Annotated in this window: 14 protein-coding genes, 1 tRNA gene and 1 other RNA gene; 8 read left to right on the top strand and 8 right to left on the bottom strand. The window is 72.1% G+C overall.

The features are described 5' to 3' along the window. The first annotated feature begins 41 nt into the window (after positions 1-41). The 3 genes from smpB (at position 42) to AB0C22_RS11900 (ending at position 2229) form a co-directional block, all read left to right on the top strand. Entirely contained in the window at positions 42-521 is a 480-nt protein-coding gene (gene smpB / locus AB0C22_RS11910) for an SsrA-binding protein SmpB (RefSeq protein ID WP_208570348.1), read from the top strand. Between the two features lie 104 nt (positions 522-625). Next, positions 626-1001, top strand: a transfer-messenger RNA (tmRNA) gene (gene ssrA, locus AB0C22_RS11905). 253 nt (positions 1002-1254) lie between these two features. Beyond that, positions 1255-2229 carry a hypothetical protein gene (locus AB0C22_RS11900; protein WP_357534832.1) on the top strand — a complete coding sequence of 325 codons (975 nt, stop codon included), beginning with the start codon at positions 1255-1257 and terminating at the stop codon, positions 2227-2229. Positions 2230-2406: 177 nt separating this feature from the next. Here the strand turns inward: AB0C22_RS11900 and mdlC are convergent, their stop codons facing one another. Together mdlC and AB0C22_RS11890 are read right to left on the bottom strand one after the other, a co-directional pair. Beyond that, positions 2407-4002, bottom strand: coding sequence for a benzoylformate decarboxylase (mdlC, locus tag AB0C22_RS11895; protein ID WP_357534830.1), 1596 nt, complete (start codon positions 4000-4002; stop codon positions 2407-2409). A 294-nt stretch (positions 4003-4296) separates the two neighbouring features. After that, complete coding sequence (locus AB0C22_RS11890; protein ID WP_208569671.1) at positions 4297-5100, bottom strand: S-methyl-5'-thioadenosine phosphorylase; 804 nt, start codon at positions 5098-5100, stop codon at positions 4297-4299. Between the two features lie 150 nt (positions 5101-5250). Here AB0C22_RS11890 and AB0C22_RS11885 point away from each other — a divergent pair, with 150 nt between their 5' ends. Together AB0C22_RS11885 and AB0C22_RS11880 are read left to right on the top strand one after the other, a co-directional pair. Then, positions 5251-5841, top strand: coding sequence for a YqgE/AlgH family protein (locus AB0C22_RS11885; RefSeq protein WP_208569670.1), 591 nt, complete (start codon positions 5251-5253; stop codon positions 5839-5841). A gap of 108 nt (positions 5842-5949) precedes the next feature. Beyond that, positions 5950-6022: transfer RNA gene (locus AB0C22_RS11880), tRNA-Ala, on the top strand. Between the two features lie 180 nt (positions 6023-6202). Here the strand turns inward: AB0C22_RS11880 and AB0C22_RS11875 are convergent. Beyond that, positions 6203-7105 carry a universal stress protein gene (locus AB0C22_RS11875; protein WP_357534828.1) on the bottom strand — a complete coding sequence of 301 codons (903 nt, stop codon included), beginning with the start codon at positions 7103-7105 and terminating at the stop codon, positions 6203-6205. 255 nt (positions 7106-7360) lie between these two features. On the opposite strand from AB0C22_RS11875, the gene ygiD reads away from it, so the two are divergent. Continuing rightward, on the top strand, positions 7361-8242 hold the full coding sequence (ygiD, locus tag AB0C22_RS11870; RefSeq protein ID WP_308291024.1) for a 4,5-DOPA dioxygenase extradiol: 882 nt from the start codon (positions 7361-7363) through the stop codon (positions 8240-8242). Positions 8243-8384: 142 nt separating this feature from the next. Further along, on the top strand, positions 8385-8585 hold the full coding sequence (locus AB0C22_RS11865; RefSeq protein ID WP_219467478.1) for a DUF397 domain-containing protein: 201 nt from the start codon (positions 8385-8387) through the stop codon (positions 8583-8585). A gap of 146 nt (positions 8586-8731) precedes the next feature. Here the strand turns inward: AB0C22_RS11865 and AB0C22_RS11860 are convergent, their stop codons facing one another. The 5 genes from AB0C22_RS11860 to AB0C22_RS11840 all read right to left on the bottom strand — a co-directional run bounded on the left by AB0C22_RS11860 (position 8732) and on the right by AB0C22_RS11840 (position 17714). Beyond that, on the bottom strand, positions 8732-9439 hold the full coding sequence (locus AB0C22_RS11860) for an EcsC family protein (protein WP_357534826.1): 708 nt from the start codon (positions 9437-9439) through the stop codon (positions 8732-8734). A gap of 217 nt (positions 9440-9656) precedes the next feature. Beyond that, positions 9657-13751, bottom strand: a complete 4095-nt coding sequence (locus AB0C22_RS11855) for an Ig-like domain-containing protein (RefSeq protein WP_357534824.1) — start codon at positions 13749-13751, stop codon at positions 9657-9659. Positions 13752-13995: 244 nt separating this feature from the next. Further along, entirely contained in the window at positions 13996-14769 is a 774-nt protein-coding gene (locus tag AB0C22_RS11850) for a hypothetical protein (RefSeq protein WP_357534886.1), read from the bottom strand. A gap of 2 nt (positions 14770-14771) precedes the next feature. Further along, the gene (locus AB0C22_RS11845; protein ID WP_357534822.1) at positions 14772-15095 is read right to left on the bottom strand and encodes a sigma factor; all 324 of its coding nucleotides are present in this window, start codon (positions 15093-15095) and stop codon (positions 14772-14774) included. A 174-nt stretch (positions 15096-15269) separates the two neighbouring features. Next, positions 15270-17714: a DUF4153 domain-containing protein gene (locus AB0C22_RS11840; protein ID WP_357534820.1), complete on the bottom strand. Its 2445-nt coding sequence runs from the start codon at positions 17712-17714 to the stop codon at positions 15270-15272. A 137-nt stretch (positions 17715-17851) separates the two neighbouring features. Between AB0C22_RS11840 and AB0C22_RS11835 the strand changes: the two genes are divergently transcribed. Then, entirely contained in the window at positions 17852-18805 is a 954-nt protein-coding gene (locus AB0C22_RS11835; protein WP_219467491.1) for a lytic polysaccharide monooxygenase, read from the top strand. The last annotated feature ends 175 nt before the right edge of the window (positions 18806-18980 follow it).

The raw sequence follows: 18980 nt of genomic DNA, 5'->3' as shown, positions 1-18980 counted from the left end.
ACCGGCCGGTCGGTGAGCGCACACGGAAGGGGGTGCGCCGGATGCCACGGGAAAAGGGCCGCAAGGTGGTCGCCTCCAACAAGAAGGCCCGCCACGACTACGCCATCCTCGACACGTACGAGGCGGGCATGGCGCTGACCGGCACCGAGGTCAAGTCGCTGCGCGCCGGGCGGGCCTCGCTGGTCGACGCCTTCGCCCAGGAACGCGACGGCGAGCTGTTCCTGCACGGCATGCACATCCCGGAGTACACCCAGGGCACCTGGACCAACCACGAGCCCCGGCGTACCCGCAAGCTGCTGCTCAAGCGGTTGGAGATCGACAAGTTGATCGGCAAGACCCGTGAGGGTGGCCTGACCATGGTCCCGTTGCAGGTCTACTTCTCCGACGGCTGGGCCAAGGTCGAGATCGCCCTGGCCAAGGGCAAGAAGTCGTACGACAAGCGGCAGGACCTCGCCAAGCGGGACGCCGACCGGGAGATCGCCCGGGTGTCGGGCCGGCGCGGCAAGGGAATGGACGACTGATTCATCCTGTTTGCCCGGCTCGGCACGCTGGGCCGGGCCTCGGGATGAAACCCGTTGCGGTAGGCGTTAGTCTGGACAGTGCCGCCACATCGGTGGCCCGTCGAGGGGGTGACTGGTTTCGACTTCGTACGCAGCGACAGGGGAAGCGAGCCGAGGAAGCCGACGTCGTCTCGAGAATCGGTCGTCGGAAACTTATAAGCGCCAAGCAAAATCGCGCTGACTTCGCTCTCGCCGCCTGAGGCGAGTAGTGAGTCTGTCGGCCTGGGAACGCCTTCGTCCCAGTTAGCCGGCATCAGTTAGGAGGCTGGCCAACCGGACCCGGTCGCGGGGTCCGTGCGGCGAGATCAATCAGCGACTGGGCCCGTCACACCAACTTGCTCGCGTGAGCGGTGGGGCCGAGTAGAGGCATAGCGAGCTGCGCTCGGAGAAGCCCTGACAAACCGGCGAAGGACCCGGGTTCGATTCCCGGCACCTCCACCACACGATGCGCCCCGGTCCCCAGGACCGGGGCGCATCTCCCTTCCCACCCGGCCCTCTCCCTCCCCCCTCCCGCGCTCCCCGCGCGTCCCGCGCTCTCCCCCGCGCGTCCCGGTCGCGTTGATCAAGAAGTTTGCGTCATTTTTGGAGATCAACTTGACCTGAACCTCTTGATCAACGGGGGGCAGGGCGGGGTGGGGGGAGGGGGCGGGGGGAGGGTGGGAACCGGGGGCGGGGGTGGAGCGTCACAGGGGGTATGCGGCGACTTGTTGTGGTGGGGTGGGGGCTCGTGGTGGCGGTGGCGGGCGGGTGTGCGCCGGTAGGGTCGGTGCCGGTGGGGTCGGTGCCGGGTGGGGCCGGTGGGGCGGTCGGGGGTGATCCGGGGCGGCACCGGGAGGCGTTCGACGAGCGGGCCGCCGAGGTCGCGGGGGCGTGGCGGCCCGGGTCCGACTGGTCGAGTGGATACCTGCCGTTGCAGGACGCCACGGTGCTCACCGGTCAACCCGGCTTCACCGCCGACACCGAGATGGCCTTCCGTTCCGGTTGGTACCGCGACCAGATCCCGATGCCGACCGAGGTGCCCGCCGACGCGGCGATCCGCTTCCCGGACGGCGCACTGACCGTCCCGCTGATCAGCGCGGCCGAGGCGTACCGGCAACTGGACCAGGGGGACCCGCCACCGTGCGACGGGCGGCCCCGGGTGCCCCGGGCCGCCGCCCCGACGGCCGGCACCAGGCCGGACGATTCGGTCTCCACGCAGGCGGCCACAGCCTGCATCCCACTCACCGTCACCGGCGTGACGCTCGGCGAGGCCGAGGTACGCACCAGTCGGGGCGTCGCCGCCGTGCCAGCCTGGTTGTTCACCGTGGCCGAGTTGACCGCCCCGGTTGCCCGCCTCGCGGTAACGGCCCGGGCGGTCGGCGCCGTGCCCGAGCCGGCTGCCCCGACCCGGCCCCTTCCGGGCGGCGTGGCCGGTGCCGATCGACTCCAACGCGTCGATCACGCCCGGTTGACGTACACGGTGAGCATGGGCGCCTGCGACACCGGGCCCACCGCGCTGGTGTGGGAGAGCGACGGCGTGGTGGTGGTCGGCGGCGGAGTGGTCCAAGGCACCGGGGAGTGCGTCGACCTCGCGGTGCTCAAACCGGTCACCGTGACCTTGACGGCCCCCCTCGGCACCCGCCCGGTCCTCGACGTGGCAACCGGCCGCCTCCTCACCCTCACCCCCTAACCCCTCCTCTCCCCGTCCACCCCCACCCAGCTGGGTTGATCAAGAGGTTTGGGTCAAGTTGATCTCTGGAAATGACGCAAACCTCTTGATCAACGCGGGCGGGAGCGGGGTGCGGGTGGGGGCGGGGTGCGGGTGGGGGCGGGGTGTGGGTGGGTGGGAAGGTGGGCGGGCGGGGGGTCAGAGGAGTTTGGGAGGGGTGGGGTCGATCGGGGTGGACAGGAGGGTGGGGGTGTCGGCGTGGAGGGCTTCGGTCAGGGCGGGCGCGAGGTCGGGCAGGGCGTCGATGACGCGGGTGGCGCAGCCGTAACCGCGGGCGATGGCGGTGAGGTCCAGGCCCGGCAGGTCCAGCCCGGGCACGCCGGGAGTGGACTTCAACTCGGCGAACGCCTTGAGGATCGCGTACTGCTGGTTCACCGGGACCAGCACGACCACCGGCAGCCGTAGTCGCGCGGCGGTCCACAGTGCCTGCACCGAGTAGTGGAAGGAGCCGTCCCCGATCACCGCGACCACCGGCCGGCCCCGCCCGGTGTCCCGTTCGGCGAGGGCGATGCCGACGGCGGCCGGCAGCCCGTAGCCGAGCCCGCCGCTGGCCATGGTGAAGTACGACGCCGGGCGGGTCACCGGGAGCCGGCGTCGCAGCGCCGCCAGGTTGGACGGTGACTCCTGCACCAGTACCCCGTCCGTGGGCCAGCAGGCGGCCAGGGCGGCGAAGAGCGCGTCCGCGTCGGGCGGGTCACCGGGTTGTGGTGGTGACGGGGCGGGGCGGGGCTCGGGTGGGGGACGGTCGGCCGCCGGCAGCAGGTCCAGCAGCGCGGCCAGGGTCAGCCCGGCGTCACCGAGCAGGCTGTCGCCGACGGGGGCGCGGGCCGCCTCGTCCGCGTCGTCGGTGACGTGCAGCAGCCGCGCCCCGGGCGGCAGGTGGTCACCGGGCAGGTGCGGGTAGTAGCGGAACACCGGCGCACCGACCACCAGCACCACGTCGTGCCCGGTGAGTTTCTCGGCCAGCGGGGCGATCGCGTACGGCAGCACCCCCCGGTAGTGCGGGTGGTGCTCCGGAAAGGCGGCCCGCTCCGGTGCCGGCGCGGACCAGACCGGCGCGGCGAGCCGCTCCGCCACCGCCACCGCCACCGGCCAGCCGGCGGCCCGGTCCACCGCCGCACCGAACACCAACACCGGGTTGCGGCTGGCCGCCAGCAACGCGGCGAACTCCCGCAGCCGACGCGGGTCGGGGGCGAACCGGGTGGCCACCGTGCGCACCGGCGGCGGCGGGTCCGCCGGCTGCTGCCAGTCGTCCAGCGGCAGGGAGAGGTAGACCGGGCCGGCCGGGGGTTGGGCCGCCGTGGCGTACGCCCGCATGAACGCCGCCGGTACGTCCTGCGCCCGCGTCGGCTCGTGGCTCCACTTCACGTACGGCTGGGGCAGTTCGGTGGGGCGTCGGCTGGCCAGCCGGGGCTCCAGCAGCAGCATCTCCCGGCTCTGCTGCCCGGCGGTGACGATCAGCGGGGTCCGGTTGTGCCACGCGGTGACGAGATTGCCCATGGCGTTGCCGGTGCCCGGGGCGGTGTGCAGGTTGACGTGCGCCGGTCGGCCGGTGGCCTGGGCGTACCCGTCGGCCATCGCCACCGCCGACGCCTCGTGCAGGGCATGCACGTAGTGGAAGTCGGCTGGGAAGTCCTGGAGGAAGGGCTCCTCGGTCGAGCCGGGGTTGCCGAAGACCGTGGTCAGGTCGAGGGCCCGGAGCAGGTCGTAGGTGGTCTCCCGGACGGTCGCCATCGCCCCCGCCTCCGTGTCCCCGGCCCGTGCCGCTGCCGCCGGGGCCGATGGTCCGCCGCCGACCTGCCGAATCTATCGGGTGGCAGGCGGTGGTTCGGGTGCTTTGCCGGCTATCGCCCCTGTGGCTGTGCCGCCATGGTGGCGGCACAGCCACAGGGGGCAGCGCGTCGTCGCGTCGGCGGGTGCCCGAGCACCCGGCCGGCCGGGGTGGCGGCGCGGCGTGGTGGGGGCACGGTTGCGGTGCGGTCGCGGGAAGCGGTGGGGGGCGGGAAGCGGTGGGGGTGCGGGAACGGCTCAGGGGAGGGGGAACGGGGTGCTGATGCCGTCCAGCGCGTGCCCGCAGGGGCAGTCGCGGTCGGCGGGCAGGGCGGCCACCGCGTCCAGCAGTACGCCCCGCAACCGGTCGGTGTTCTCCCCGAAGACCCGGAAGACCTCCTCCTGGGTGACCGAGTCGCCCGCCTCCACCCCGGCGTCCAGGTCGGTGACCAGCGCGATGGAGGTGTAGCAGAGGGCGAGTTCGCGGGCGAGCACGGCCTCCGGGTGGCCGGTCATGTTGACCACCGTGCCACCCATCGAGGCGTACCAGCGGGATTCCGCACGGGTGGAGAAGCGGGGCCCCTCGACCACCACCACCGTGCCGCCGTCCACCGCCGGCACGTCCCGCCCGGCCGCCGCGCCGAGCAGGGTACGCCGCCCCACCGGGCAGTACGGGTCACCGAACGCGACGTGCACCGCGCCCTGGTCGTAGTAGGTCTGCACCCGGCCGCTGGTGCGGTCGATCAGCTGGTCGGGCACCACGAAGGTGCCGGGGCCCAGCTCGGGGCGGAGCCCGCCGACGGCACACGGGGCGAGGACCTGGCGGACCCCGAGGGACCGCAGCGCCCACAGGTTCGCCCGGTACGGGATCAGGTGCGGTGGGTGGCGGTGGTCACGCCCGTGCCGGGGCAGGAAGGCCACCGGTCGACCGCCCACCGACGCGATCGTGACCACGTCCGAAGGGGCGCCGTACGGGGTCTCCACCTGGTGTTCTGTCGCGTCGTCGAGCAGCGCGTACAGCCCTGAACCACCGATCACCGCGATGTCCGCCGTCGGACCCATCGATCCTCCCTCGACCGCCTTCGATCACCTGTCGGTCAGACCTTAGCCACCGCACCGGGTGCAGGCTATGGTGCCAGACATGGCGGTGACAGCACGGATGGTCGGTGGTGCCCGGTTGTCGGACCCGGTGCGCGGCTGACGATGTCCGAGATGCAGGGGGAGGGACCGGCGATCAGCGGTCGTGCCGTGGAGTCGATGACCGGGCGGCTGCTGGTCGCGACACCGGCGCTCAAGGACCCGAACTTCGATCGTACGGTGGTGCTGTTGGTCGCCCACGAGGCCAACGGCGCGCTCGGGGTGGTGCTCAACCGGGCCACCGAGGTCGCCGTCGCGGACGTCCTCGGTGAGTGGAGCGACCTCGCCCGCCACCCGGCGGTGCTCTTCGAGGGCGGCCCGGTGCAGCCGGAGTCGGCGATCTGCCTGGCCCGGATGCGGCACCCGATGCGGCGGTTGAAGGGTTTCCAGCCGATCTCCGGCGCGGTGGGCACCGTCGACCTGTCGGCCGACCCGGAGCGGATGCGGGACAGCATCGGCGGCATCCGGGTCTTCGCCGGCTACTCCGGTTGGGGCTCCGGGCAGTTGGAGCAGGAGATCGAGGACGGGTCCTGGTTCGTGCTCGACGCGCTGCCCGGCGACGCCTTCGTCGACCGTCCGGACGACCTCTGGCCGATGGTGCTGCGCAGGCAGGGCGGCATGATGGCGGCGGTCGCGCACTTCCCGCCGGACGTGGCGTTGAACTGATCCGTCGGGCGCTCCCGGGGCCGGTCCGGGGGGTACCCCCGTGAGATGACCATGCCGGGCGTCGTGTGTATAGTTCTCTCCGTGCCCGGGAGACCGGGACGACCGCAAGGGGCCGTGGCGCAGCTGGTAGCGCACCACACTGGCAGTGTGGGGGTCAGGGGTTCGAGTCCCCTCGGCTCCACCCTTGAAGTGTCAGGTCAGCGACCTGGTCGAGTGATCATCGACCGGGTCGCTGATTCGTTTCCGCCCGGCGTCCGGCGGGTTCTCACCTCAGCCTCGCACGGCACACCCTGCCGGGCGCGTGGACACCGGGCAGCCGGGTCGTCGGCGATCGGTCACCGTTCCCGACCGGGGCCGGTCGCTACGTGTCGTCCTCGTCCGCATGGCTACGGATCACGGCTACCGGACAGGGGGAGCTGACCACGCACCGGGTCGACACCGAACCCATCAGAAGTCCCTTCCACCCCCCGTACCCGCGCGATCCGACGACCACCAGATCCGCGTCGTCGGCGGCCTCCAGCAGCGCCGGGGCGGGGGAACCTTCGACCAGCCGGATCTCGACGTCGGTACGCATGGCATCGACTGCGCCGCGTCGCATGCTGTCCTGCAGCGTCTCCGCCGCCTGGACGGCGATCTCGTCGACAGCCTCCTCCCGGAGGCCCCCCGGACCTCCGGCGAATCCGAGGTAGGGCCGGGACCAGGCATGTACGACCTGCAACGAAGCATGACGCCGGCGGGCCTCGTCATCGGCGAACCGCAGTGCACGTACCGACTGGGGTGATCCGTCGACCCCGACGACCACGCGTCCCGCTTCGGGCCTCGGCTCCGGCGCGGGGACGACGATCACCGTGCCGGTCGCGTACTGGACGCAGCCCTGGCTGACGGAGCCGAACAGCGAACCGGTGGTGCTGCCGTGTCCGCGTGAACCCACGACAAGGAGGGAATCGCCGCCCGCCGCCCGGGTCAGTTCCCTGACGGGGTGGCCGTAGACGACATGCGAGGTCGTCGCGACGTCCGCCGCGCCTTCTCGTGCGATCACCGCATCCACGCTGGACGTGACGTCCCGAAGGAGACCGGCCCGGAGGTCGGCCACGGAGTGCAGGGCCGCGATCCGCTCGACCTCCAGGGGTGCGCCGCTCGGTTGCCAGACGTTGATCGCCCGTACGGGCAGATCCCGTATGCGGCCTTCCGTGAGCGCCCAGACCAGTGCGCGGTCGGATCCCATCGAACCGTCGACGCCAACCACCATGCTGGTAAGAGGCACGCGTACCGCCTTCGATCGGTAGTCGACTTCGGGGGAGAGGCTGGTCGTGGCCGGGCCCGGACAGGTGACCGTCTGCGGTTCCCTCGGCAGTCGCGCTTGAGGGACAGTATCTCGATCCGCAGCCCTCGACGTAACCCGATCTATGATCCGCGAGGAGCGTGCTTCGGGCCGGAGCCGCAGCGAGGTGGCGCTATCGTGAGATTCAGGGCCGGCAGCCCGCGCCGTACGAACCGGTCCGCCCGGAGGGAAGCTCACGTGTCTTCAGACGTACCACCCGCCCCGGAGGTCGTGATGCCCGCGGCGTTCCTGGGCCACGGCAACCCGATGAACGCTCTCGAGGTCAACCGGTACACCTCGGCGTGGAAAGCCTTCGGCGCTGCGGTGCCGCGTCCACGCGCGATCCTGGTGGTGAGTGCTCACTGGTACATCAATGCCACGGCCGTCACCGCGATGCCCCGGCCGAGGACCATTCACGACTTCTACGGGTTCCCCCGGGAGTTGTTCGAGGTGCAGTACCCGGCTCCAGGGCTGCCCGAACTGGCCGAGGAGGTCAGTGACGTCGTCCATCCGACCTGGGTCGGGGCCGACGTCGACAGCTGGGGCATCGACCATGGCACCTGGTCGGTGCTGATGCACGCCTTTCCTGAGGCGACGATTCCCGTCGTCCAGCTCAGCATCAACGCGGACAAGTCGTTTGACTACCACCTTCAACTGGGTGCCCGGCTCGCTCCACTGCGCCGGCGTGGTGTGCTGATCGTGGCGAGCGGCAACGTGGTGCACAACCTGGGTGGCATGGACTGGGCGCTGACTGACGACGGTTTCGACTGGGCGCGGCGCTTCGACGAGGACGCCACCTCCCGGATGCTGACCGACCCGGGCGAGTACGCGACTCTCGACGCCCACGGGGACTTCCGCCGGGCGGTGCCGACGCCTGATCACTTCATTCCCGCGTTGTACCTCGCGGGTCTCGCCGCTGCCACGGACGCGCCTGACACCGGAATTCTTGTGGACGGTTACGCCTACGGCTCGTTGTCGATGACCGCGTACACCCTGGGGATGTCCTGCCCGCAGTTCGACGGCCGGGGCGGATCGCCCCAGCCGCCGTCCGGCCTGCCGCCGGACGGGTCCAACATCTGAGGGAGTGCCGGCTGTACCCGGCGGCAGGCTCAGTCCAGCCGGGTCGCGGACTACGTCGTCACCTTCGCCGAGGCACGCGAGCGGGCGTTAAACTCGGCGGAATCGCTGGAGTTGATCCGGCGGATCGCCAGGAGATGACGTGATGACCGCTCTCCCCACCCCCGATCGTGGCTGGTTCAAGTCCTCCCGCAGCGCGAACAACGCGGCCTGCGTCGAGGTGCGGTTCGTCGATGGCGCGGTGGACGTCCGCGACACCAAGGACCGCACCGGCCCGGTGCTCGCCTTTGACGGCCGCTCCTGGGCCAGCTTCCTGACCGGCCTCAAGGCCGACACCACGAGCTGACCTGCACCCTGAACCCGGAAGTTACCCCTGCGGCGTTGGCGGCCAGATCCGTTCTGGCCGCAGCCCCGCTCCGGCGGATCGACCGTTCTGGGCGGTAGGGCAGGCGCGCTCTTCTCGTCGGCCTGGTCGCGCTGTAACCCTGCGGCTCAGATGGATGCCGGGAAGTTGGCCTTGGCCGCGCGGCCCACCAGAGCGGTGAGGGCGGCATCCATCCCGGCTCCGACGAGGCCCCCCGCGATCGGGATGCCCTTGGCCAGCGTGATGGCCGAACGCTGCGTGCCGTACTTGGCGAGAAGCATGAAGCCGACCCGTTCGTTGATCTTCCGAATGGCGGTCATCGGGATCGCCCTGATCATCTGAGCGGTCAACTTCGCCCCGACCTTGACTCCCGCCCCTTGGAGCGAGCCTGCCAGCGTTCCACCTGCCGTGGTGAGAACGATGAAGGTCTGGAATTGCGGGTCCGAGATGTCGTAACCCCGCAGGTACGCGATCGACCCGACGAGTCGTGCGTTGATCACCAGTGATCCGGCGATGTTCGCGGGGAGGGTGACGGGCATGGCCACGAAACCGCCCAGGCCGGTGACGAACCCGTTCGTCGACGCCGCAGCCACCGACTCCTTGATCAGTCGATCGATCACCCGCTCGATCGCCGCTTCGCTCGCGTTGTCACGCAGGGGCGCCCCGTCGGAGTCGACGATCGAGCAGGCCGGGAGGGCCTTGCCGAGGCGGGCCTCCGCGTAGGGGATCGACCCGGTGATCGGGCCGACGCCGTCCTGGATGACCTTCACGGTCAGGTTCTGGAAGTGGCGGGCTATCGCGTTGGAAGGGCCCTCGCTGTGCTCGTCCGCGTCCATCGTTGCTCCGTTCCTGGCCTACAGATCAGCCGGCCGGTGACCAGGTGCGGGGTCGCACCGGTGCAGGCGTCGACCGCCAGACGTACGTATGATCCAGATAGGAGATACCAGATCGTCGGTTCGATCGGCTAACTGACAGACCCGGTCCGACGCGGCCTGCCGGTACACGTGCCGAGGGGAGGGATCCTCCGGGATCCCTCCCCTCAGTGCTGGGCCGTCACGACCTGATCAGGGTCACCTGCACCGTCTCAACCGGGCTCTGACCTGCCGCGTTGGTGAACCAGACAGTGAACGTCACGTCGAGCCGACCGGTCCTGACCAGGGTCTGCCGGTACGCGGGCGCGACCGTCACGGTCACCGTCACCGTGTTGGCCTTGGCCACCTGGCGGGTGACCGCGTTGACCTTCTCACCGGTGAGGGTGAGGGTGCCGGCCGTGTTGACCGTCGCGGTGAGCGTCGCCGTCCCCGAGGTGGGGTCGGCCTGCACCGACCCGATCCGTACGGTCGGTGCCGGGGTCGCAGGATCGACCGTGCCGACGACCGGCTTGGACAGCGTCGACTGCCCGGACGAGTCGACGACCATCGCCTGGAACCTGACCTGCTTGCCGGCGTCCTTCGCCGCCGGTGTCCAGTCGAACAGGTAGGGGGCGGTGGTGCTGGTGCCGACCAGGGTGCCGTTGACGAACAGGCTCGTCGAGGCGATGGCGAAGTCGTCGGTGCCCCGGATCAGCGGGTGCACCGTCGACCCGACCTGGAACACCGCCCCGCGTCCCGGGTCGGCCAGCTCGGCGGAGGGTGCGGCGTCGGCGACCCGACCCACCGTGGTCGGCACCGCCGGTGGCGGGGTCGGTCGGCGCTTGGTGACGGTGACCGTGGCGCTGCCGGTGCCGTCCACGCCGGAGATCGCCTCGATGCCGGTGGCCGGGACCGCCGGACCGCCCGGCACCGGCTGCCCGCTGCCGAGGTAGCTGCCGGTCAGCGCGAACGGTGCGCCCTCGCGTACCGCGGTGTTGTCGGCGTTGGCGTTGTAGACGGCGAAGCCGTTGCCGGTGAGGACGTTGCGGGTGCCGGTGAGCGCCCCGGCCGTCTCGGTGCCGGCGTCGGTCAGCAGGATGCCGTACGACCGCGACGGCGCGGGCGCGAAGTAGTTCCCGGTGATCCGGCTGGTGTTGACGAAACCGTCCGTCCCGCTGGTGTACGCGATGCCGGTCTGCGGGAACCGGCTGTTCGGCTCGCCGGTGACCACGGTGTCGGTCACGTACCCGTGCTGGCGGATGCCGGAGCGGACGGTGGTCTCGGGGGTGCCGTCGCGGCCCCGCGCGCCGTCGAAGAGGATGCCCCCGGACTGGTAGCCGCTGACCACGCTGCCGGTGACGGTCAGCTCGCTCTCGACGGTGCCGGTGCCCGCCCCCCGGATGATGCCGGTCTTGACGATGCCCCAGCCGTGCGGGTGCGCGACGAGTTCCTCGTCGGTGGTCGCGACCCGCAGCGGGCCGACGACGCTGTCGGCGACCCGGCCGGCCGCGCCGAAGAACGCGATACCCGCCTCGGCCCAGACGTCGCCGGAGGTGACCGTCACGCCGGAGAGGTCGAGGAACATCTCGTTGGTGTCGGTCGAGCCGAGCGACTGCCGGGACACGGTGATCACGTTGCCGCCGCCGTCACGCAGGTACGGCTGGTCGCCGGCCAGGTTGCCCAGCGACGGGTCCGGCTTGATGGTGACCTTGTCCGCGCCGGCCCCCTTGATCTTCAGGGGCTTGGTGATGGTCAGGCCGTTGCGGGCACCGGTCTGCATCGGGTTGGACGCGTGGTTCACCGGTGTCGACGACTCCTGGTAGACACCCGCGCAGACCACGATGGTGTCCCACGGCGACGCGAAGTCGACGGCCCGCTGGATCGAGGTGAAGTCCGCCGTCGGGCACTGCTTGCGGTCGTCGTCGACAGTCCAGGTGGTGTTGCCCTGCGGGTTGGCCACCGGGTCGACGAGCGCGACGGTGCCCGGGGTGTTGTCGTAACCGGCGAGGTAGGTCGCCGGGTCGGGGCCGCCGAGGGCGGACGGGCCGTGACCCGCGCCGTCGGCCCGGTCGCCGTCCGACAGGAGCCGCGCCCCCGCGTCGGATTCCTGGAAGCGTACGTCGGCCAGCTCGATCGAGCCGGACTTCGGCAGGTCGCCCACCCCGAACCGGAGTTCCAGCTTCGCCAGCGCGCCGACGTCGACGCCCTGCGCCGCGAACTCGGCCAGCGGGACCCGGATCTGGTCCAGGACGATGTGGGTGTTCGGGGTGTTCGTGCCGGTCGACATGTGCAGGGCGTTGCCCCAGCGGGGGTCACCGGCGTCTACGGTCCCCTCGTGACCGGCGGCGTCGCGCAGCGCGATCACGAACCGCTGGGTCGTCGAGGCCGGGTCGTACGACGTGGGTTTCTCGTTGGGCCACACCGGGTTCGTCGGGGTGCCGTTGACGGTGGTGTCCCGGGTGTTGTCGCCCCGGTTGTCGGCCCCCGGGTTGCGGGTGTCGAAGAAGTTGACGGCGGCGCTCATGGCCAGCGCCTTCAGGTGCCGTACGTCGGCGGACGCGGCCGGGATCGCGGCGGTCAGGGACGCGGTCGAGCCCGGCTCCCAGGCGAGGGTGAGCTGTCGGCCGTAGGAGTGGTTGATCGGGCTGTTCTCCCGGGTGCCGTTCTGCCCGCCGAGCGCGCCCGCCGTCGGCAGCGGGCAGGGCTTGGCGGCGGTCGGCAACCCGGTCTTCCCGAGCTGCGCCGGGGCGAAGTCCTGCGGCTCCGGGTTGCACCAGTCGTACCCGCCGAGGGTGCTCGCCGGTTTCGGGGTGACCCCGGCGGCCTGCGCGTACGGGTCGGCGAAGCCGGTGCCGGTCAGGGTGCCGCCGAGGGCGTTGCGGGTGAGCGGGTTGTTCACCTCGGGCCGGATCACGTCCACCCGTTCCTGCGGTGCGGCGAAGTAGCTGGTGTTGACCCGCTCGTTGCATCCGATCGCCGTGCCGGACGGGCTGGTCGGGCAGGCCGACGCGGGGACCTGCAACCCGCCGGGGGTGTTCGCCAGCTCGCCGGTCAGGTAGGGCTGGAACGCGCCCTCGCCGCCGACGTACCGCCTGAAGAACGCCGCCATCGTCGCCAGCCCCAGCTTCTCCTGGTCGCCCATCCGGGCCGGATCGCCGGAGAACTTGGTGTTCACGGCCGGGTTCAGCGGGTCGGAGTTGTCGATGGCGTAGTTCAGGTCGGGGTCGGTGTAGCTGGCCGCGCCGCTGAGCCGCAGGTTGTGCGGGTGGATGTTGTTCGTCGCGAACGGCGCCGAGTTGCCGCAGGCCGCGTCGTTGTTGGCCTGGCCGTCCGCGCCGCCGTCGGCGTACCAGACGGTGTTGTACCAGTTGTGGATCGCCCCGAGGTGCTCCACCTGGATGCGGGGGAACGGGTCGCCCGGGTTGACGTACTGGCTGCGTTCGAACAGCCGCGCGCCCTGCAGGTTGGACACGTCACCGTCGCACATCGGCAGGATCGACAGGTACGGCATCCCGTACGGGGCCTTGCGCTCGTAGTCCACCGGGGCGAGCGAGATCACCCCACGCAGCGGGTAACGCGGCCCGTCGGTGCGGATGCGGTTGTAGTCGATGAAGCTGGAGACCGCGTCACCACCGCGCGAGTGGCCCATCAGGCCGATGCGGGTCAGGTCGAGGCGGCCGGCGAGGGTGGTGCCGACGGTGGTGTGCGCGTCGACCGGCAGCCCACCGGGGCGGTTCGCCGCGCTCAGCGCGTCCAGGGTGGCGGCGATGAGCATCCGGCGGCTGTGCATGCCCTTGCCCTTGTTGCCGTCCTGCCGCATCATCAGCTGGTCCTGGGACACCGAGAAGGTGGTGTAACCCCAGGTGGCGAGGTTCTCCGCGAGGTAGGCGTAGCCGTTCTCGTTGTGCTTGAACTGGGCGCAGGTGAGCTGGGCGGTGTCCTGGCCCGAGTCGCACGAACCGTGGTTGCCGTGCACCAGCACGAGCACCGGCGACGGCGCGGTGCGTCGGGTGAAGTCCGGTGTGTAAAGCTGGCCCCGGATCTCGATCCGCTCCGGGGCCTGCGCGGTCCCGGCCGTCGGGTCGGCGCCTGAGGAGTTCGGTTCCTGGATGCTGGCGAGGCCGAACCTGGCCTCCTGGACGGCCTGGTGGCCGAAAGGGCCACGGGCCGTCGGGTCGGGCAGGTCGGTCGTGGACGCCGGGGGCGGTGCGACCACGGTGGGTGACGCCGCGGCGGCCGGTGCCGCCAGCGCCAGCGGGGCGGTCATCGCGACGATCACCGGGAGGAGTACGCGCATGCTCCTCGATGTTCGTACCGTCAAAGGATTCTCCTCGGAGCGAGTTGAGCGTTCAACGATCGCGAACGCTAACCAGCCCCCGTTTCTCCGAGGTTTCCGTTGACAGCCGTTTTCCGGCTGATCGAATACTGTCCTACCAGGGGAAATGCGCCATCGGCGGTGATCGGGCGGATGATCGGACGGATGCTGGAATTGCGGATGGCCGCCGCCAATCAGGCCACCCGCTCATCCCGGTCACGTCGGGTCAGCGCACCTGGAACCGGTCGTCGGCGGCGAGGGCCGCGAGTCGATCCACCGTGAACGGCAGCGCGGCCAGTTCCGGTTGCCCGTCGCCGAGCCGCCGCGACTGCGCCACGAAGACCACCACCCCGTCCGGATGCCGGTACGCCGCCCACTGGTCGAACCGGTCGTCGTCGCCGGGGCGGACCACCACGCCGACCTGCGCCGCCCCGACGGTCACCACCTCGCAGTCGCCCGGCATGCCCCAGAACTGCCGGGCCAGCGGGCACGGCTCGGTCGGCAGTTGGTTACCGGCACTGTGCACCTCGACGAGCAACCGGCCCATCCGTTGCCCCTGCTGCAGGGTGAGCGAGGACGTGTAGCTCCACACCTCGACGCCGTCCACCCTGTCGGCGAACTGTGCCTGGTGGTCGCGCAGCAGTGGCTGGCCGGCCGGGGGGTTCGCCGGGTCCGCCGGCACGGTGTAGCCGGCCGGCACCACCGCGACGAGGTCGTCGAGCAGCCGGGCCGCCTGGTCGTACCGGGTGCCGGCCCGGGCCGTCCGGTCCTCCTGGGGCCGACCGTCCGGCCCGGTCGGCCAGGCCGGTTTGGTGTCGTGCACCGACGGCGGCGGGACGGGGCCGACGCCCGGGGTGAACCCGTCGGAGCCGGGTGCGCCGACGGCCCCGATGGCCCCGACCCCGACCACCGCCAGCAGCGCCGCCGTCAACCCGACGCCGGCCCAGGTGGCACGACGGCGTACCCGGGCCCGGCGGCCGGAACGCAGCGCGGCGTCCACACTCAACGACGGCGGCCGGGTGGCGACCGGGTCTCCGGTGACTCGGGGGGCGTCGGCCGGTCGGTCTGCTCGTCGCCCACCCGTTCCCGCTGCCACCAGCCGCGCCGCCGTTCGTCGAGGAACGTCCGGACCAGGATCTGGCGTACGTAGGCGTCCAGCACCTCGTGCCGGGACACCCGGTTCCAGACCAGGTAGAGCTTCGTGAACGCGGTCTGCACCAGGTCCTCCGCCCGGTGCCAGTCGCCGCAGAGCAGGTACGCGGTGCCGCGTATCGCCTCCGACCGCGCCGCGAAGTACGCCGCGAACGCCGTGTCGCGATCACCCATCCAGGCCTCCGATCACCGATTCGAGATAGTCACGCGGGGTCCGGGGCCGGGGGTTGCCTGGGCGGGCGGAAAACGTCTGCCGGCAGTCCGGTGGTGGCCCGCCCGCGCCATCGCCGGGCCCACCTGACGCCGCTGCCCGGCCGGTGCGTCACCGGGCCGGGCAGCGGGTGGGGGTCAGCGCGGGGTGCGTCGGGTCTTCGGCAGGTCGAACTGGTCGGCGGCCTTGCAGTCCTTCTGCCCGCCGATCGCGCGGGGGCCCAGCCGGTCCAGCTCCGCACGGGCCCGACTGCGGCCCAGGTTCCAGGCGTACCACGGGTCGGGCTCGGCGAGGTCGTCGTCGATCCAGCTCAGCGTGCAGCGGCGGACCCGGTCCGGCAGGTTGGCCAGGGCGGGGGTGGCGTCGGCGGAGAGCGCCCGCAGGTACCAGGCGTCGATCTTGCCGGTCTGTTCGTAGCGGGCGATGTTGCGGCGGGCCGCGTAGTCCTCCGGGTTGAGCACGGCCAGGCTGAGCAGCATCACCACGGCCAGCCCGACGGTGACGCCGGGGATCCACCGGCCCCGCCACCGCACCCCCGCCACCAGGATCATCAGGAAGACCGCGCCGAGCAGCAGCTCGAAGGCCATCACGAAGATCCGCTCACCGGTGAAGCTGTAGACCTTCTGGTAGGTGTACATCCGGGACAGTGCCGACACCACGATCACCACGCTGAGCGCGCTGATCAGTCCGAGCAGGACCCGCAGCAGGACCCGTTCGACCCTGGTCTCCCGGCGGGCCCACCGGCTGACCCCGCCCAGTACCGCCACGGTCAGCAGCGTGACCACGGTCAGCTGCCAGAACCCGCTGCGGGCGTACTCGGCGTAGCTCAGGCCGGCGGTGCGCAGGACGTGCCGCTGCCCGCCGAAGAGCACGGTGAACTGCACCGCGACGAAGCCGACGAAGAGCAGGGTCAGGGCGGCGATGGCCGGCGCCCACTCCAGGGTCCCCCAGTGACGTCGACCCTCCCGGTCGACCGTCGACAGGTCCGGCGGGGCGGCCAGGGTGTAGGTGGCGGCGACCGCGATCAGCCCACCCACCACGGCCAGGAAGAGCCAGCGGAACACCGTACCGGCGTTGATCTCGGGCACGATCGCGCCGAGGACCTGGTCGAAGGCGGCGTCGGCGGAGGAGAGCAGCAGCCCGAAGACGAGCAGCACCACGGCGGTGGCGGCGACCGATCCGACGACCCGGGGCACCAGCTGGCCGGAGCCGGTGGTGCTCACGTGCCGGCGTACCCAGGGCAGCCCGCGCAGCGCCGCGAACGGGGCCGCGACCAGGCTGAACAGGATCGAACGGACCTGTCTTCCGCCCACGATGGCCAACGTCGCACAGCCCAGCGCCCCGAGCACGCAGAAGGTCACCAACCACCAGGCGTTGCGGAAGGCCAGCACGGCCAGCAACGCCAACGCGCCCGCCGCCCAGCCACCCCGGATCAGACGATCGGTGCGGGTCAGCGTCCCGGTGCTGCGGCGGACGGCGGCGACCACCCCGACGGTCAGGATCAACCAGCCGAGGAACCAGCCGATGCCGGTGCGGCTCAGGGGCACGAAGAACGCCACGCCCAACGCCCCGGCCAGAACCCCCGCCGGCACCGCCCACCCGGTGGCGGGCCGGGGGCCGGGCCACCGGGTGCTGAGGAACGACGGCGGGGGTGAGGTCGGGTGCCAGCCCGTCGGTGGGCCACCCCAGTGCGGAGCCGGCCGCCCACCGGCCGCCGGCCCGGGCGTCCCGGGCCAACCGGGCCCCGCCGTCGCCGTCCCGCCGGTGCGGGGCGTCGCGGGCTGGCCGGCCTCGGGTCGGTCGGGCCCGGGGGTCGCCGTCCCGCCGGTGCGGGGCGTCGCGGGCTGGCTGGCCGCGCCCGGCGTCGCCGTGCCGCCGCCGGCCGTCGCGGGTTGGCCGGCCCCGGGCGGCGTGGGCCCGCTGGTGGCGGGTGTCGCGGGTTGGCCGGTGCCGGGCGGCGTGGGCCCGCTGGTGGCGGGCGTCGCGGGTTGGCCGGTGCCGGGCTGCGGGTCGCCCACCGTCGAGGTCGGTGGGGTCGGAGCGCCATCGGCCGTGGTGCCATCGGCCGTGGTGCCATCGGCCGTGGTGCCACCGGCCGTGGTGGCGGCGGTTGGAGTGCTGCCGGTCGGGGTGGCGGCGGTGCGTGGTGCCGGGACGGTCACCGACCTGGCCTGCCCGCCGACCACCGACCCACCGGACGCAGTCGCCGCCGACACACCGGGAGCCGACACACCGGGAGCCGACGCACCGGGAGCCGGCCCACCGGCCGGTTCGTCGCCGGGCGGCGCGGTGGGGTTGCCGTCTGCGTGGTCGGCCGGCGCGACGGCGGGCGGGACCGCGACCGGAGTGACGTCGCCTGCCGGCACCAGCGGCAGGAAGATGGCGTACCCGAGGGTGCCGTCCGGGATCTGGACGGGGATGGCCCACCCGGGCTCACCCTCCCGACCGGGCCACCTGATGGCCGGGGGCATCCCCGCCACGGTGGGCATGGTCAGCAGATGGGGCACCCCGTCGGCGGGCGGGGACCCGGGCGGCGGTGGGCTGCCCCCCGGGGAGTCTTTCGTCGGCTCCGGCTCGGACACGGTGTGCTCCTTGATGCGGGAAGTGCGGTCACTGTAGAGCGAACCGGTCTCCGTCGCGGCCCCGCCGCCGGCACGACGCGTCGGATCGTCGAACCTTTGCCCGCCCGCATCCGTACCAAGGGCGGGAGGTCGACCAGATGACCGTACGCCGAACGTTCGCCGCGCTCGCGGTCGTGGCGGTGACCGTGCTGCTCCCGGCGGCTCCCGCCGCCGCGCACGGCGCTCCGACCAGCCCGCTGAGCCGTTCGGCGGCCTGTGGCCCGGAAGGGCCGCACGTCTCCACGCCGGCCTGCCTGGCCGCGGTGTCGGCGGGCGCGGCGCTGCGCGAGTGGGACAACATCCGGGTGTACGGCGTGGCCGGCCGGGACCGGGAACGCATCCCGGACGGTGAGCTGTGCAGCGGCGGGCTCTCCGCCTACCGGGGGTTGGACCTGGCCCGGGCCGACTGGCCGGCGACGGAGCTGACCGCCGGGGCGAGGTACACGTTCCGTTACCGGGGCACGATCCCGCACAAGGGCACCTTCCGGCTCTACACCACCCGCTCCGGGTACGACCCGCGGACGCCGCTGCGCTGGGCCGACCTCGACACGATCCCGTTCCTGTCGGTGACCGACCCGCCGTTGCGGGACGGGTCGTACCAGATTCCGGGGCGGTTGCCCGCCGGGTTGACCGGCCGGCACCTGATCTACACGGTGTGGCAGAACTCCGACACCCCGGACACCTACTATTCCTGCTCGGACGTGCTGTTCCGATCGGCGGGCAGGGTGCTCGCGGCCACCCCGACGGACACCGCCCCGACCCCGTCGTCGACCGCTGCGGCGACCGGTGCCGACCCTGACCCGGTGGCCCCCACCGACGCCACGTCGGACGTCGACGGGTCCGGCGGCGCGGGGGAGGAGGCCGGCGTGCCGGTGGCGTCGGTGACCCAGGTCGGGGGCGGCAACCTGCGGCTGGTCGTGGGCGCGGCGGTGGTGGTGACCGTACTGCTGGTGGCGGCGGTGGCGACCCGGCTGCGCCGACCGGCTCCCGTGCCGCCCGGCCGGCCGTGTGGCGTCCGCAACCACCGTGCCGGCCGCCGCCGCATCTGGTGAGCCCGCCGTGCGGGCCACCCGGGCCCGCATGATCCACGCAACGTCGCCCAGGTAGCGGTATCCCCAGGCAGGGATACCGCTACTTCAGCCGACGCGCCTCGTCCGGGCATCCGCGGCGGTCCCGCCGCGACGTCCGTCTCTGCCCCGTCACCACGGTCGCCCCCGGCCTCGCCCG

This window comes from Micromonospora sp. NPDC048894, assembly GCF_040649765.1.
Classification (GTDB): domain Bacteria; phylum Actinomycetota; class Actinomycetes; order Mycobacteriales; family Micromonosporaceae; genus Micromonospora; species Micromonospora antibiotica.
The sequence above is the reverse complement of the archived record's forward strand: the minus strand, read 5'-3'. Positions and strand labels throughout refer to the sequence as shown.

Coding starts and splice junctions, on each gene's coding strand:
- AB0C22_RS11885 (WP_208569670.1), top strand. CDS start 5,251: ATGCAGGGGGAGGGACCGGCGATCAGCGGTCGTGCCGTGGAGTCGATG.
- AB0C22_RS11865 (WP_219467478.1), top strand. CDS start 8,385: ATGACCGCTCTCCCCACCCCCGATCGTGGCTGGTTCAAGTCCTCCCGC.
- AB0C22_RS11860 (WP_357534826.1), bottom strand. CDS start 9,439: ATGGACGCGGACGAGCACAGCGAGGGCCCTTCCAACGCGATAGCCCGC.
- smpB (WP_208570348.1), top strand. CDS start 42: ATGCCACGGGAAAAGGGCCGCAAGGTGGTCGCCTCCAACAAGAAGGCC.
- AB0C22_RS11855 (WP_357534824.1), bottom strand. CDS start 13,751: ATGCGCGTACTCCTCCCGGTGATCGTCGCGATGACCGCCCCGCTGGCG.
- AB0C22_RS11890 (WP_208569671.1), bottom strand. CDS start 5,100: ATGGGTCCGACGGCGGACATCGCGGTGATCGGTGGTTCAGGGCTGTAC.
- AB0C22_RS11900 (WP_357534832.1), top strand. CDS start 1,255: ATGCGGCGACTTGTTGTGGTGGGGTGGGGGCTCGTGGTGGCGGTGGCG.
- AB0C22_RS11835 (WP_219467491.1), top strand. CDS start 17,852: ATGACCGTACGCCGAACGTTCGCCGCGCTCGCGGTCGTGGCGGTGACC.
- AB0C22_RS11845 (WP_357534822.1), bottom strand. CDS start 15,095: ATGGGTGATCGCGACACGGCGTTCGCGGCGTACTTCGCGGCGCGGTCG.
- mdlC (WP_357534830.1), bottom strand. CDS start 4,002: ATGGCGACCGTCCGGGAGACCACCTACGACCTGCTCCGGGCCCTCGAC.